The sequence below is a fragment of the Bowmanella denitrificans genome (assembly GCF_002887595.1).
In the GTDB taxonomy this organism is placed as follows: domain Bacteria; phylum Pseudomonadota; class Gammaproteobacteria; order Enterobacterales; family Alteromonadaceae; genus Bowmanella; species Bowmanella denitrificans.
Genome location: NZ_PEBU01000019.1, coordinates 12,459 through 27,287, shown reverse-complemented (window position 1 = coordinate 27,287; position 14,829 = coordinate 12,459). Strand labels below are relative to the sequence as shown.

Here is a 14,829-nt window from a genome sequence, read left to right as displayed (position 1 = left end):
TGCGCGAAGAGTCAGATGGAATGAAGCCAAAGCACAGCCAATCGCCGCTATTGTATTGAAGTGCCTTGACCTGCCGGGGTTTTATTTCGCAAAAAAAAGCCCCTAAGGGCCTTTTGTTATTGACTATCCAGCGAGATGCGTCCGCTCACTGTTGAAATCCTTACCCTGGCCGAACCATCGCCGGTACGAAACTTCAGCCAACGACTTGGCCCATATTTAGCTTTGTCCATCTTGTCGCTGGTAAGACGATTAACAAAGTGCCCTCCGGCATGACCTTCCAGGTCAAAGCGGGCCGAGACATTGTCCTGAAATGTCAGGTCAACACCGCCACTGACCGTGCTGCCTGTCACTTCACCGCCCTCCAATAGGGTCAGCTTGATGGTGGTATCACCGCTAACAGTTTGCACCGCCAGTCGCTCCACCTTATCTAAACTGAGTTTCACATCTGAGTTTACATTTTCAACTTTTATTCTGGGTGCAGACGTACTGCCATCAATGTCCCCGTTAACGGATTCATAGCGTATTTCATCTCCTTTGGAGTCCTTATCGACAATACGACCATTCACCGTAGAGAGCTTAATGTCGCCTGTTAACTCTGCGCTGTGAATATCACCATTTACTGTCTCAATGCGGATACGCCCAGCCAGTGCATTTACCTTGACTTTGCCATTGACTGACGACAATTCCGTGCCACCCAAAATATTCTCTGCACTCAGGTCGGCATTGACGGTTTCATAATTAACCAGGCTGGCCACCGGCACAAATATCTGTAAGTCGTCGCCGTCGTCATTACTCCAATCATTTCGGCTATTACGTGGCATCTTTACTTTCACGATGATTTCATTGCCGTCCCGTTCGAAAATCAGCTTCTCTGCGCGATCATCCAATTCGCCGGTCACTTTAACCTGATGCTTGTCCCAGCCCTTGATCACGGCTTTGCCGGTAATGTGTTCAATGCTGATACGACCATCTGCCCTGGCATCCAAGCTTAAATCGACTTTCTCACCCGCCAGACAAAGTTGGCTGAGTAATGACAATCCTGCTGCAAATAAAAATTTGTTCATATGTGACATCCTATATTTTCTGCCATGCGGGGGCGTGCACCCGTTCAATTAAATCAATTTGTTGCTGGTAGACCTGCTGCAACATTTTCAGCAGGGCCGGATTATTGGGGTCTTCTTTAAGCGCTTGTTTAATGGCTAGTGCCGCAGCGTCCAGTTCATCCACTTGTTGCTGCCAGTTATCTGTCAGCGCAGGCTGCCCGCTGAACGATGCCAGCAAGGCTTGCTTCTGTTGCTGATGCTGCTGGCTTAACACCTGCGCCAACTGAGCTGAATCGGATATACCAGGTAACTGCGTCAAACCTAACCAGCCCAGCAGACCAACAGTGGCAACGGCCGCCGCCATTCCCCAATAAGGCTTTGCCTTGCTGGAAGTGACAGCAGGTGCCGCCGCCTGACTATTCAATGCATGCTCTATCCCCGGCCACAGGTCGCGCCCGGGCTGGATCTCGTTAGGTAAACTGGCCAGGGCATTCTGCAACTGCTGCTCAAACTCTTTATTACTCATAACCCATCCACTCCGACAATAGCTGTTTGGCACGATGAAACTGCGCTTTGCTTGAGCCCACGGCCATGTCCAGCATCTGTGCAATTTCCTCATGGCGATAACCTTCAATGGCATGTAGAACAAACACCATGCGAGCCCTTTGTGGCAGGCGCCGCACATAACTGTCCAGATCCACCTCGGCTGCCGACGCTTCTGCACTCTCATACATGGCTGCGCTGTCCTCAAGATTGAACATTCTGTGCCACCAGCCGCGCTGTTTGCGCATATATGACACACAGACATTTGAGGTAACAGAATGCAGCCAGGTGCTGAATTTGCTGTCGCCGCGATAGTTGTCCAGTTTGCGCCAAAGCTGAATAAAGACTTCCTGAGTAACGTCCTCAGCCAGAGCTCTGTCAGCGGTCAGCCGATAACATAAGGCGTACACCTGACCAAGATACTGCTGATACAAGGTCTGATAAGCCTGACGATCCCCCTGTTTGACAGCGTCCACCAGGCTGTGCAACCCACGCTCGGCAAATTGTTGCTTTGCTTCGATAAGCTGTCCCTGAGTTTGCAATGCACTACCACCATTATTGTTGTCTTGTTAGAGCGTGTTGACCTTTTATGTCGCAGAGTAAATGACAGAGGTTTAAAGCCCCAGAAAAATATTTTTCCAATAACAAAGTGCAAGGCGCTGCTGACCTTATCTTTCCATTCCGGCAATCAAACTGGTCTTACTGGAAATCCCGCACAGGATAGGGGATGATCCAGGAATTACTCAAAGACTGGCTGCGCCAGTATGCAGGATTGGTTTGATGACATCTAAAAAACGCCCTTTATACATTCCCCACGCCGGCCCTTCCCTGCTGGAAACGCCGCTACTCAATAAAGGCAGCGCCTTCAGTGCTGAAGAACGCAAAGCCTTCAACCTGAACGGCTTGTTGCCACCGCGCTACGAAAGTATCGAAGAGCAGGTCAGCCGCGCTTACATGCAGTATTCCAGCTTTGACACGCCGCTGAACAAGCATATTTATCTGCGCGCCATTCAGGACAACAATGAAACACTGTTTTACCGGCTGCTTGCTGACCATTTGGAAGAAATGATGCCCATCATCTATACCCCAACGGTTGGTGACGCTTGTGAGCAGTTTTCAGATATTTACCGCAGTTCCCGCGGCCTGTTTATTTCCTATGCTGAACGCCAGCATATGGACGATATTCTGCATAATGCCACCAAGCGCAAAGTGAAAGTCATTGTGGTGACCGATGGTGAACGAATTCTTGGTTTAGGCGACCAGGGCATCGGCGGTATGGGTATTCCGATTGGCAAGCTGTCTTTGTACACGGCCTGCGGTGGTATCAGCCCGGCCTATACCTTGCCCGTGATGCTGGATGTAGGCACCAACAACGAAAAATTGCTGGCCGATCCTATGTATATGGGAGCCCGTCATAAGCGTATCAGTCAGGAAGAGTACGACGCTTTTGTTGAGGACTTTATTCGCGCTGTGCAGCGCCGCTGGCCGGATGCCATGATCCAGTTTGAGGATTTCGCTCAGCAAAATGCCATGCCTCTGCTTAATCGCTACCGCAATGAAGTGTGCTGTTTCAACGATGATATTCAGGGCACGGCAGCCGTGACGGTAGGCACGCTGTTGGCCGCTTGTCGCACCAAAGGTGCCAAATTGTCAGAGCAGAAAGTGGTATTTGTTGGCGCTGGCTCAGCCGGTTGCGGGATTGCTGAGCAGGTGATTCAGCAAATGTGTGCCGAAGGCATTTCTGATGCCCAGGCCAGAAGCCAGATCTTTATGATTGATCGCTACGGCCTGCTTACCGATGGCATGCAAGGGTTACGGGATTTCCAACAGGCGTTATGCCAATCCCAAGACAATATCGCTGAGTGGAACTTCAGTGGCGAGTTTGCTTCGCTGCTGGACGTGATGCACTGTGCGAAGCCTGATATTCTCATCGGTGTGTCCGGTCAGGCCGGGCTATTTACCGAGCAAGTTATCCGGGCCATGAAGCAAGGTTGTCAGTTGCCCATTATTTTCCCATTGAGTAATCCATCCAGACAAGTGGAAGCCCGTCCCGAACAGGTTATTGAGTGGACAGATGGCGAAGTCATCATCGCCACTGGCAGTCCGTTCAGTCCTGTGACATACAAAGGTAAAACCTTGCCGATTACCCAGTGCAACAACAGCTATATTTTCCCTGGTATTGGCCTGGGTGTGCTGGCAACCAAAGCACGGCACATTTCTGATGAAATGCTGATGGCCGCCAGTACCACATTGGCCGAAGCTTCGCCACTGGCCAATAAAGGCAAAGGGGCGTTATTACCCCCCTTAACAGAACTAGCTCAGCTTAGTAAAGATATCGCCTTTGCCGTCGGCAAGGTCGCCCAGCAACAAGGCCTGGCACTGGAAATGTCAGATGAAATGTTGCTGAGCAAAATTGAAGCTAACTTCTGGATGCCCACTTACCGACAATATCGCCGCACCAGTATCTAACTAACCACCTGGCCCTGGTGACTCAAGTTAACCAGGGCCGCTAACGCTTCCTCCGCTCGCCCGGCCGGTACAAATAGATGATCATGATAAAACGCCGAGACTGGATTCACTCCCATGTTCAAGCTGGCTAACTCCGCGGTAATGCGGGCCAGAAAACCCACAGCATCCAGAGAAGAATGCACGTTCAAGGTAATCATGCGGCAAGGAAACTCATACGCCAATTCCAATTGCATGGCCTTCTGCTCAGTTAAAATGGCGGTCCAGCCTTCCACTTCCTCGAACAACATTTTTACCCCCACAGGTATGGCCAGGCCTGGGGGGAGAGTAGCAAATACATAACAGGGCGCATGTAGCACCGGTTGCATTGTGTATATTAGTTGCTGCAAATTGGTAATCGCCTGCATAAGCCCCTCCACTAGTGGCTGATTTTCATCAATAGAATACCGCTGGCCAGCAGCAGCAACGCAAGTAATTTAGTGCCGTTCAGACTTTCTCCCAAGCATAAAATACCCACCAGAGAAGCCCCTAGCACGCCGATTCCGGTCCATACGGCATAACCCACACTTAAAGGCAGCGTTCGCAGCGCCATAGCCAAGAGGCCCAGACTGAGAATCATGGCCACAACGGCAATAATTAATGATTTTGGCTCAGACAAGCCTTTGGATTGCTTAAGGGCGACAGCCCAGACTACTTCTAACACACCAGCGGCAAACAGTATCAACCATGCCATCAGAGTTTCCTCCATAATGGCAGGGTCGTCCCTGCATAAGCCTTGCGTGAACATCACAGACAGGGTCGTCCCTGTGAGGCGGGATGGGGATTAAAGCAAAATGTCAGAGATTGTGCAAGACTTGAACAGCCTGCACACTTTTTCAGGGTAGCGTTGACGAAACAATTATGGTCTCAATCAGCCACCGCAATGGGGTGAATCAAATCTGCCTGCGCCCCAACCGTTCCGCTTCATGGTCACAAACCAAATGGCTGATTAGCGGCTTGAGCTGTGTTGCTATTCTAGTGGCACTGGCCTGGAGCCTGGCCGGCGCATGGTTGATCCTGCCTTTTGCAGGCTTGGAAGTGGCATTGCTGGCGGCACTGGCTTTCAAGGTGTGTAAATACACCTATCACCAACAGGTAATCAAGGTATCTGCGCACTGCATTGATGTGCAATGGGGCCAACATTACCCTAAAAGACGCTGGCAATTTCCACGTGAAAACAGCTTAATATTGGTGGAAAAAGCCCGACATTCATTAAGTGGAGACAGGCTGGTATTGTTAGGTAATCAACAGCGTTTACCGATTGGCGAGTACCTTAATCAGGACGACCAACGAAAGCTGCTTTCGGCACTCAGAGACTTGCATGTGCCAATTACATTTCGCGGCCAAAACAGCATTGTTGCCATGCCGTCAGAACCAGAAACAGACAAATAAAAAGCCGCCCAAAGGCGGCTTTCTCATCAGCGCGTTAGCGATTAAGCTTCAGCGATGATAACAACTTTAACCTGAGCAATCACTTCAGAGTGAAGTTGCAGGTCCACCTCGAACTCACCACATTCACGCAGTGTGCCGTGCGGCAGTTTTACTTCAGCTTTGGATACTTCAACACCGGCCGCCGTCAGGGCGTCAGCGATGTCACGAGTACCAACAGAACCGAACAGCTTGCCTTCGTCGCCAGCCGGGGCAGCGATAGTGACTTCAGCCAGTTCAGCCAGTTTGGCGGCACGTGCTTGTGCAGCAGACAATTGCTCAGCAATTTTGGCTTCCAGCTCGGCACGACGCTGCTCGAACTTCTCTACGTTGTCCTTAGTGGCAGGCACAGCCTTACCTTGAGGGAACAGGAAGTTACGGGCAAAACCTGATTTTACGGTGACCTGGTCACCCAAACCGCCCAGGTTGGCGATTTTGTCTAGTAGAATGATTTCCATCTTTGCTACCTCTTAGTTACGCCAACAATTACTTGTGAGAATCAGTGTAAGGCAACAGAGCCAGGAAGCGCGCGCGCTTAATGGCAGTTGACAACTGACGCTGATACTTGGCACTGGTACCGGTAATACGGCTAGGAACGATCTTACCGCTCTCAGTGATGTAGTTTTTCAGCAGGCCAGTGTCTTTAAAATCGATCTGCTGGATGCCTTCTGCCGAGAAGCGGCAGTACTTACGACGTCTGAAAAAACGAGCCATCTTCTAGTCTCCTAATCTGTTATTCCGCGTCAGCTTCTACAGCTGCTCTGTCTTCACGCTTTTCGCGACGCTCTTCTTTAGCCATAGGTGATGGCTCAGTCACAGCGCTCTTAGTACGCATAATCAGATTACGCAGTACGATGTCGTTGAAGCGGAAAGCGGTTTCCAGTTCTTCGATGGCAGCAGCAGATGCTTCAGCATTGATCAGAACATAGTGGGCTTTGTGCAGCTTCTCGATGGGGTAAGCCAGTTGACGACGGCCCCAGTCTTCCAGACGGTGAATCTGTCCACCATCGTTCTTGATGATTCCGGTATAACGCTCGATCATACCTGGAACCTGTTCACTCTGGTCTGGATGGACCATAAAAATGATTTCGTAATGACGCATTGGTGCTCCTTACGGTTGTAGCCTCTTGCAGCTCAGCCAGACTGCTTAAGACAAGGAACTAAAATAGTTGGGCTGATCAAGGGCGCGCATTGTATATAAAGCACACTGTCGACACAAGCTTATTTTGCCCTGAATGCCCGCTATTAGGCCGTTACGCCCTGACAGGGTGACCATCTGAGTCCATCGCCGCTCAGAAACGCTATACAAAGCCGTCAGGTGTCTGATTTGTGGTACGAATTTCAGGGGCTTGGCTATGCTTATCACAAACAGGCAGAGATGTTATCCGATGACAGACACAGCCCATAGTGTTGCCCAGCAGTTATTTGAGTTTATCCAGCAAAGCCGGGATGGCTACGCAATTTACGATGTGGATGATCGGCTGTGCTATTGCAACGGCGTCTTCAAAGAGATGTTCTGCATTGAAGGAGCCTACCAGCACCTGACCTTTGCCGACTTGATACGGCATACCTATGCCATCGGGCGTGGCATCAGGCTGGATACAGATAATATAGAGGTCTGGTTGACCCAGGCCAATGCCAAACGTCGTTCACGGCCGTTTCGACTGTTTGAGGTGGATATGATGGACGGCCGCTGGTTTCTACTCTCGGAGCAGATTCGCCAGGACGGCGCACTGCTGGTACAGGCCAAGGATATTACCAAGCAAAAGGTGATGGAGTCGGAGTTAATACGCTCTGTAGATACCTTACATCAAATGGCTCTGACTGACGCACTGACAGGTATTGCCAACAGGCGCAGCTTTGTCGAGTCGGTGGAGTCAGAGCTGAGCCGCTGTCGGCGGGATACCTCGCTGGTCAGTCAACTGTTACTGGATTTAGACCATTTTAAAAACATTAACGACACATATGGTCACCAGGGCGGCGATGCGGTACTGAAACAAGTCGCCGATACCATTAAGAAGACTTTGCGCCAGTATGATATTTTTGGCCGCATCGGCGGCGAGGAATTTGCCGTATTTCTTGGCAGCACCGATGCACAAACTGCGATGGAAATTGCCCAGCGGCTTTGTCAGGCGGTGGCGGCCAGTACTATTCATCATGGGCAAGCACACATCCGCGTCACCACCTCTATCGGCGTCACCACCCGCGAATGCGACACCAGTTTCGAACAACTTTATCTGGAAGCCGATGACGCCCTGTATCAGGCCAAGCAAGCAGGGCGAAACCGGGTGATAAGTTATCAGCAAGGGCCGGACTCAGGACAAATCGGGCCCGACTGACATATTGCCGCTAATTTTCCAGCACGGCCTTAACCTGTCGCCAGTCCACCAACTTAAAGTTTTGCGGGGCGATTGGCATACGGTTGCGACCATCTTGTACTACCAGCAATCCCGCTGGATAGTCTGCACCAAGATTGGCGGATGTCACTTCCAAACCGTCCGTTTCAGATACACCATCCACTCCCGACTGCAAGTCCAGGGCGATACGGAAACGGCCAAGGTAGCTGAACTGTTGGTCCAAACCAAAGGCCAGGTAACTGTCGTTGCCCTGACTGGACACGATTAACATGGCGTCATTGCCGTTGCGGTAAATCCCCATGCCTTCCACATCTGCATGCAGCAGATCGCCGGTGTGGGCAACTTGTTCCAAAACCGCCGGTTGTGGCTCGGCCTGGGTTCGCCAGATGCCTTTAGCTTCCTCGCCCAGATACAACACGCCGGTTGTATCGTCGGCCACACAGCCTTCCGGCTGACTGCTGACGGCAAATTCCCTGACCAGTGTGGCACTCAGGTGATGTTTATCGCCTTCGATACGGTACTGGGCAAAACGTCCATCAGTATCATTGATAAAGACATAATGACCGGTCTTTGATTGATACATACACAGCCCATAGACCTCATTCAGGTCGGTGGCAATATCCTGCAAATGACTGACCCCACCCGATTCAGGGTCAATCGCAAACAGGCTGATGCTATTGTTGGTACGATTGCTGGCCGCCGCCAGGTCGACCCGATTACCACCCACCACAAAATCACCACGTATATCCACATTGTTCAGCCGGCCTACCGGCAACTGCTGGACTAACGTGCCATCCAGTTCATACACCATCAAACCCACACGCTTGTCCGTGCCGAGAATCCGGCTTTGCGCCGGAGCCTGACGATTAAACCAGATTGCCGGATCGTCCGCGGCATCGCCAAAGCGGGCAACCGGGGTGGTTTGTGCGCTCGGACTGACATTGGCAATCCATTCCTGTTTACTTGTATTGCCAGCCTGGTAATCCGCGACCTTAGCCGCTAAATAGGCGTCCTGACTTTCATCGTAAAAGGTCAGAGTCAATCCTTCACTATCCAACTGTGCGCCCAGCGCTTCGGGCTCATCCATACCTGTCAGTTGCCAATGACGGGCGTCTGTATCAGTGCGGTACGCCGACAAACTTCTGGCCTTTGGACTCACCACCAGCAAAGTGCCATCGTCCAGCAAGGCCAAGTCGGTTATCTCTCCCTGAATATCACCAAAAGGGGACAACATGGCCACAGGCTCGCGAACCGGGTCGGCCTCCATGCTGGCAGGATAACGCCATACGCCTACCGATTCTTCGGCTATATACAGGCTGGCACTGGCGCTATCGGCGACACAATCTTTGGCGTTCAGCACACCTGGAAAATCACGCACTTTTACATTCACCAGTTGCTGACGCTGGCCGTCGTAGATAATCCGTTCGTGTGCCATGCCTTGCACGTCGACACTGAATAACGACAGATGGCTGCTTTGCGGATGTGCATAAAGACACAAAGTCTCCAGCTGTGCTTCCTCTGCTGGCAGGTCCTGCAACAGGCGCAATTCCGGCGTTTGCCAGTCCAGAGCCAACAACTTGGTCGTAGCTGACTCGTTATCTATGCTGACGACCAAATCCACTAATTTGCCATCCAGCTTAACTGCTGGCTGCCAGGCCAGCGTCTCAAAGTTTCCGGCAAAACTGGCCCTGACCTGCTGTTGTTCATCCAACAACAGCAAACCACGGCTTTCACTGCTGATTAACCAGTACTGACCATTATCGCGAACCAGAGGCTGCACCTGCTGCCCCTGCAGCTTGTCGGCCTGATAAAAAGGCAAGGCCTGAATTACCGCGTCAGCGGCATACGCACCACCAGCCGTAATGGTCAGTATTAGTGCACTAAGCGTCTTTTTCATATGTTACCCATCTCTATGCAACGGCCGTGTAAATGCACGGCCGTTGCTAAACGTTACAGCGTCCAGTTAAAGCCAAGCTCGAATGTACGACCGTATTCTTCGTACTGCGCGTTGATGCTGCGGCGGTCAAAGTAGTGGTAGTAAGGCTCGTCGTTGAGGTTGACGGCGTTAAAATAGATGTGCATCTGTGGATTGATGAAATATTTACCACTGAAGTCCAGTTGCTGATGCGCATCTTCCATACGCAACATTTCGCCATCAATTTCTTCCAGGTTTTCACTCTTATGGCTGAGTGTCAGGCGTAAACTCCAGTCATTGTCCTCATAGCCCAGCGTCAGATTGCCCACTTTGTCAGACTGATTGGGCAGGCTGGTTTCAAAGCGCTCACCATCCAGCAAGGTCACTGCCTCAGAATCGGACAAGGTGGCATTGGCGGCAATCAACAAACCGTTATCGAAACTTTTTACCCAGGACAATTCCAGGCCCTGAACTTTAGCGCTTTCGCCGTTAATTGGCTGGGTGACTTCTGCAAAGCCCTGCCAGGCATCCAGATGCGAGACATCTGCCAGAATCACAAAGTTATCGATATCTTTATGGAAATACCCAGCGGACAGCACGCCAATACTGCCCGGATAATATTCAATGGACAGGTCAATGTTGTTAGACTCAAATGGCTTCAGTTCCGGATTGCCCACTTCGGCTTCACGTTCAGTATCAAAGCCGCCATCGTCATTTTCTTCGGTTTTAGATTCGATAATCTGAAATGCCGCCGAATCTTCAAATTTAGGTCTGGCAATGGTCTGTGTGTAGGCAAAACGGCCTATCAACTGATCACTAAATTCATAGCGCAGGTTGAGACTGGGCAGAAGGTGACTGTATTGTTTTTCACCCTGCCAGGCAGTATTGACCACCTTTTCTTCATCGGCCTGTTCATCTTCGATCAGCTCTACCCGTTGACCACTGGTGGAAAAGTCGGTGCGCTCGTAACGGATCCCCGCCACCACACGTAACTTGTCGATGTCCACTTTAGTCATCAGATAAGTGGCAAAGATGTCCTCGTCACTTTGATATGAAGCACCATTGGACTCCAGCTCAGAATCCAGTTCGGCTAGCTCCAGGCTACTTCTGTTGCTGTTAAAGTGGTTACGCATGGCCTGACGGTCCAAACCGCTGCCAAAGTCCCCCAATCCCCAATCAGGTACCGCAGCAGCAAACTGCCCGGCATCCAGATCATCAAAATCGCCCTCATAAATAGAGATGTTGACGTTGGTTTGTTTTTCACGACTACGATACTTACCACCGAATTTAAGCTGAGCGGGATGGCCGGCCATGTCGAAATCGCGACTCATATCCAGCTTAAAGCTCAGCTCCTGGTCTTCAGCCAGATTATCTTCAAAAGAGATTTCATCCACTTCATAGTTGGACAGGGATTTTGCTTCAGCATCCTGCACAATGGCCGGAATCTGCCCGCTGAAATCAGAACTGATGGCGAAGCCATCGCCCTTAAAGCTGTAGTACAAAGCATCAGGCTCGTCTTCCGACGATTCAGCATAGCCAAGTTGATAACTTAAATGCCATTGTTGCAGTTGATGCTCAGCACCAGCAGTGAGAGACAGTATTTCTTGTACTTCATATCTGTCTTTGCTGCCCCGCTCGATTTCTGAGTCATCACCATCGAAAGTGAACGTATTAGCCTGGCGATATTCATCGTCAGAAAAACGGCTGTAAAGCGTACGCAGATAGTACTGATTGTTGAAATCCGGCCTAAAATCCAGATTCAATGCCGCACCGATACGCTCACGGTTAATGGCGTAGTAACGCTGTTCTATTTCATCATCACCATTGCTTTCAATATTGTCTGAGCCAAAATCCCGGTCAAACCAGGACAGCGCCATTGCCACCCCCAATGAATCCTGTAAGCCAGCAAAATCCATCACGTCGGTATAGCTACCAGAAACTTTTGGACTGGTTTCGCTACGCAGCTCGTTACGACTGGCCTGCACTGTAAGGCTGGCACTGCGACCGGCACGGTCAAAAGCACTCAGGCTTTTTACTTCTACCGAACCACCGATGGCATCGGCATCCATGTCGGGGGTTACAGACTTGGTAACTTCCAACCCTTCGATTAATTCGGAAGGAATTACATCCAGCGCCACCGAACGCACACCGGCTTCCGGCGACGGAATATTCATTCCGTTAATGGTGACATTGTTGAGGTTAGGATCGATTCCGCGAATACCAACAAAACGCCCTTCGCCCTGATCGCGTTCAATCGACAAACCCGGCAGGCGCTGCAAGGCTTCGGCAGCGTTCTGATCGGGAAATTGCCCGATAGCGTCGCTGGAAACGATGGATTTAAGATTGTCTGCGCTGCGCTGCATATTCAATGCACCAGCCTGACCGGCACGTTGCCCGTACACAATCAACTCGTCCAACTTGGGTTCTTTGAGCCCCAGGGTGAAACGTTGTTGCAGGGTTTTACCGTCCTCAATATGGATTGGATGCTCAGTCTTGGGGGCGCCCAGATAACGAATTTCCAGGGTATAGTCGCCTGGCGGCAGGGCATTAAAGCGGAAAGAGCCATCCCCTTTGGTCACAGTGGATAAATTGAGTTCCTTAATGCGCACACTGGCGCCTTCGAACCATGCCTTGTTTTGCGTGTCTCCAAGTCTGCCTAACAAACTGCCGTCTGCTGCCAGTGTCTGATGACTGAAAAGGGCAGCCAGACAAGCCAGCGCCAGTTTGCTTTTATGTATGTTCATCTGCGAGCCTTATTGCGGTGTGTGTGATGTCGCATGGCAAGCTAGAGGTAAGGCATGACGCTTTTATGACAAAGTTGCGGCCACCACCTTGGTTAAGGGCCAAACTCGGTTAATCAGGCCTGCAATTTTGTCCTTGATGAGCTGAGTTGACCCCCGGCCTTTGCCACAGAAGCAGCCTCGCAAACCTGATGTACAGGCCAATGACAGCCAGCAGCATCATATAAATGTCATATGCCTGAGCCAAAATGACCCTGCTGTGACTGCTACTGGTGGTTTAGCATCGGCCAAGGTTTTCTGTCTGGACCCGCAATGAATTACTCTCTGTTACCCTTACATAGCAAACGTATCGCTTTGGTGCTTTGCACGGCACTGTCTGCGCTGCTATTGAGTTTCAGCCATGGTGAAATTAAAGCCTGGCAAGTGATTTCCTGGCTGGATGTGGTGGGGGAAGGCGGCATTGCCCTGTTGACACTGGTATGGCTGTTTTTCCTGTTTGTCAGCCGCCCGCCGGGCCGGGTCACTGACTTGCTGGTACTGGGCTTGAGCTGTTTTATGTTTTCTGCCCTGCTTGACCTGATGGATGAATTTGTCCGTCACCAGAGTGGCTACTGGTTAAGTCTGGTGGAGTCCATTCCCGCACCCATCGGTATGGTATTGATGACCTGGGCGTTGTACCAATGGCACCAGGAGCAATTAACCCTGAACCAACAGTTGCGCCGCAGGGAAGCGCAGTCTCGTCAGCACCATCAGGTTGACTGGGTGACCCGCCTGTACGGAGCAGATTACCTGCGTGAGCAGCTCACAAAACATCTGGACGAGGGCGTCAGCAGTTTGTCGGTTTTGATGCTGGATATTGATAACTTTGACCAGTTTAATCGGCGTTATGGTGATCAGGAAGGAGATCGCCTGCTAAGGGAGTTGTCGGAACTGATCCTGATGAATATCAGGCAAACCGACTTAGCCTGCCGCTATGCTGGCGACCGCTTTATTGTACTGCTGCCGGAAACTCAGCGCCCACAAGCCGTGACCCTGGCCGGGCAGATCCTTGAATCGGTGCGCCATTTTGCCTTTAAAACCCGGGAAAGTGGTGAAGCCGTATTCCACACCCTTAGCTGTGCATTGGTCAGTGCGGTGGCAAGCGATCAGGCTGAAGCCTTACTGGACAGACTAAACAGGCAACTAGAGCTGGGCAGAGGAGCAGGCTGACAGGTGAGCAACTTTGCCGCATTGGACGACAAGCAGCTCCCGGCTCATCAGTTGGCCGCCAGTCTGATTGATTTGGCCTGCGCCCGGGGCGTTGACCGAAACCGCCTGCTGCGCGGTACAGGGATTTTCTATGAAGATATCCGCAGCGGAAAACACCGGCTCAGTGCATCACAGTTATTACGACTGATGGCTAACGCCAGGCAATTGATGCCGGGCAAAGACGCCGCATTTTTATTGGGACGGCGCTTATTCCCTGGTGCTCACACCGCTTCTGCCAACCTGCTTATGCATTGCCGCGATCTGGGTGACGCCCTCAAGTTACTGGGGTTGGTTAAAATGCAGTTTTGTCCTTTTATTTATGGGCAACTGCACATTTACAACCAGCGCTGTTATTGGTTGCTGGATGACGCATTTGGCTGCGCTGGTGAGTTTCAGTTTGTACTGGAAGCCTATTGCACGGCGCTGGCTGCTGCCAGTCGTCAGCTGTTTGCCCAACGCGTGCCTTTTCATTTTGACTTTCCCTTCCCTCGTCCCAGGCATATTCAGGAATATGAGGAAAATCTGGGCATCAGATTGAGATTCAACCAGCCCCTGCTTTGCATTAGTTTTGAGCAGAAATATCTTCGCCAACCCTGCATCCAGTTCAGTCAGACCCTTAAATGGCATGCATTACGCCAGCTACGGGCACAGCGCAGCAAGATAAACATGGGCTTTTTGGAAGCCGTCAAACGACAACTGCAACAACATCGGAACATGGCCCTTAGCGAGCTGGCAGAGGTATTCAATATCAGTCCAGCAACGTTAAAGCGTCGCCTGAAACAACATGGCGTCAGTTTCAGTCAGCTACAGGATGAGGTTAATCGTCAACAAGCCTTGTTTCTGCTGCATGTGAAAGGCCTGAATAATGAAGCGATTGCGGCAGAGATGGCGTTTAATGATATTCCTAATTTCCGTCGGGCCTTTAAACGCTGGACAGGATCAACACCAAGTCAAGCCCGGCTGGGGTGGAAATTAATTGATTTTTCCGGTTGAAATTTAACCATCCAAGCGTAAAATCTTCGGCCCCTTTAGTGAAAATTTCACTATAC

At 51.0% G+C, this 14,829-nt stretch carries 15 protein-coding genes; 5 read left to right on the top strand and 10 right to left on the bottom strand.

The features are described 5' to 3' along the window. Positions 1-116: 116 nt before the first annotated feature. From CSR04_RS23460 to CSR04_RS23450, 3 genes are read right to left on the bottom strand one after another with little or no spacing between them, the layout of a single operon-like run. Complete coding sequence (locus CSR04_RS23460; protein WP_102798787.1) at positions 117-1,064, bottom strand: DUF4097 family beta strand repeat-containing protein; 948 nt, start codon at positions 1,062-1,064, stop codon at positions 117-119. Between the two features lie 10 nt (positions 1,065-1,074). Next, the gene (locus CSR04_RS23455; protein WP_102798786.1) at positions 1,075-1,569 is read right to left on the bottom strand and encodes a hypothetical protein; all 495 of its coding nucleotides are present in this window, start codon (positions 1,567-1,569) and stop codon (positions 1,075-1,077) included. Beyond that, positions 1,562-2,128: an RNA polymerase sigma factor gene (locus tag CSR04_RS23450; RefSeq protein WP_102798785.1), complete on the bottom strand. Its 567-nt coding sequence runs from the start codon at positions 2,126-2,128 to the stop codon at positions 1,562-1,564. Before CSR04_RS23450 ends, CSR04_RS23455 begins: the two co-directional genes overlap by 8 nt. A 238-nt stretch (positions 2,129-2,366) precedes the next feature. Here CSR04_RS23450 and CSR04_RS23445 point away from each other — a divergent pair, with 238 nt between their 5' ends. Further along, positions 2,367-4,055: an NAD-dependent malic enzyme gene (locus CSR04_RS23445; RefSeq protein ID WP_102798784.1), complete on the top strand. Its 1,689-nt coding sequence runs from the start codon at positions 2,367-2,369 to the stop codon at positions 4,053-4,055. Here the strand turns inward: CSR04_RS23445 and CSR04_RS23440 are convergent. Together CSR04_RS23440 and CSR04_RS23435 are read right to left on the bottom strand one after the other, a co-directional pair. Then, positions 4,052-4,459, bottom strand: coding sequence for an ACT domain-containing protein (locus tag CSR04_RS23440; protein WP_102798783.1), 408 nt, complete (start codon positions 4,457-4,459; stop codon positions 4,052-4,054). The two genes, CSR04_RS23445 and CSR04_RS23440, sit on opposite strands and share 4 nt — an antisense overlap. An 11-nt stretch (positions 4,460-4,470) precedes the next feature. Further along, the gene (locus CSR04_RS23435; protein WP_102798815.1) at positions 4,471-4,785 is read right to left on the bottom strand and encodes a DMT family transporter; all 315 of its coding nucleotides are present in this window, start codon (positions 4,783-4,785) and stop codon (positions 4,471-4,473) included. Between the two features lie 167 nt (positions 4,786-4,952). Between CSR04_RS23435 and CSR04_RS23430 the strand changes: the two genes are divergently transcribed. After that, on the top strand, positions 4,953-5,483 hold the full coding sequence (locus tag CSR04_RS23430) for a DUF2244 domain-containing protein (protein WP_102798782.1): 531 nt from the start codon (positions 4,953-4,955) through the stop codon (positions 5,481-5,483). A 41-nt stretch (positions 5,484-5,524) separates the two neighbouring features. On the opposite strand, the gene rplI is transcribed toward CSR04_RS23430, so the two are convergent. Genes rplI through rpsF form a run of 3 tightly spaced genes read right to left on the bottom strand, consistent with a single transcriptional unit; the run spans position 5,525 to position 6,621 of the window. Next, positions 5,525-5,977: a 50S ribosomal protein L9 gene (rplI, locus tag CSR04_RS23425; protein ID WP_102798781.1), complete on the bottom strand. Its 453-nt coding sequence runs from the start codon at positions 5,975-5,977 to the stop codon at positions 5,525-5,527. Between the two features lie 28 nt (positions 5,978-6,005). Further along, entirely contained in the window at positions 6,006-6,233 is a 228-nt protein-coding gene (rpsR, locus tag CSR04_RS23420; RefSeq protein ID WP_102798780.1) for a 30S ribosomal protein S18, read from the bottom strand. A 19-nt stretch (positions 6,234-6,252) separates the two neighbouring features. Next, positions 6,253-6,621, bottom strand: coding sequence for a 30S ribosomal protein S6 (gene rpsF, locus CSR04_RS23415; protein WP_102798779.1), 369 nt, complete (start codon positions 6,619-6,621; stop codon positions 6,253-6,255). A 286-nt stretch (positions 6,622-6,907) separates the two neighbouring features. Between rpsF and CSR04_RS23410 the strand changes: the two genes are divergently transcribed. Beyond that, positions 6,908-7,858 carry a GGDEF domain-containing protein gene (locus CSR04_RS23410; RefSeq protein ID WP_102798778.1) on the top strand — a complete coding sequence of 317 codons (951 nt, stop codon included), beginning with the start codon at positions 6,908-6,910 and terminating at the stop codon, positions 7,856-7,858. Between the two features lie 10 nt (positions 7,859-7,868). Here CSR04_RS23410 and CSR04_RS23405 read toward each other — a convergent pair whose 3' ends face one another. Then, positions 7,869-9,773, bottom strand: a complete 1,905-nt coding sequence (locus CSR04_RS23405) for a phytase (RefSeq protein WP_102798777.1) — start codon at positions 9,771-9,773, stop codon at positions 7,869-7,871. A 53-nt stretch (positions 9,774-9,826) separates the two neighbouring features. Continuing rightward, positions 9,827-12,535 carry a TonB-dependent receptor gene (locus tag CSR04_RS23400; protein WP_102798776.1) on the bottom strand — a complete coding sequence of 903 codons (2,709 nt, stop codon included), beginning with the start codon at positions 12,533-12,535 and terminating at the stop codon, positions 9,827-9,829. Between the two features lie 309 nt (positions 12,536-12,844). Here CSR04_RS23400 and CSR04_RS23395 point away from each other — a divergent pair, with 309 nt between their 5' ends. Beyond that, positions 12,845-13,741 carry a GGDEF domain-containing protein gene (locus tag CSR04_RS23395; protein WP_102798775.1) on the top strand — a complete coding sequence of 299 codons (897 nt, stop codon included), beginning with the start codon at positions 12,845-12,847 and terminating at the stop codon, positions 13,739-13,741. A gap of 3 nt (positions 13,742-13,744) precedes the next feature. Then, on the top strand, positions 13,745-14,773 hold the full coding sequence (locus CSR04_RS23390) for an AraC family transcriptional regulator (protein ID WP_102798774.1): 1,029 nt from the start codon (positions 13,745-13,747) through the stop codon (positions 14,771-14,773). Positions 14,774-14,829 lie beyond the last annotated feature (56 nt).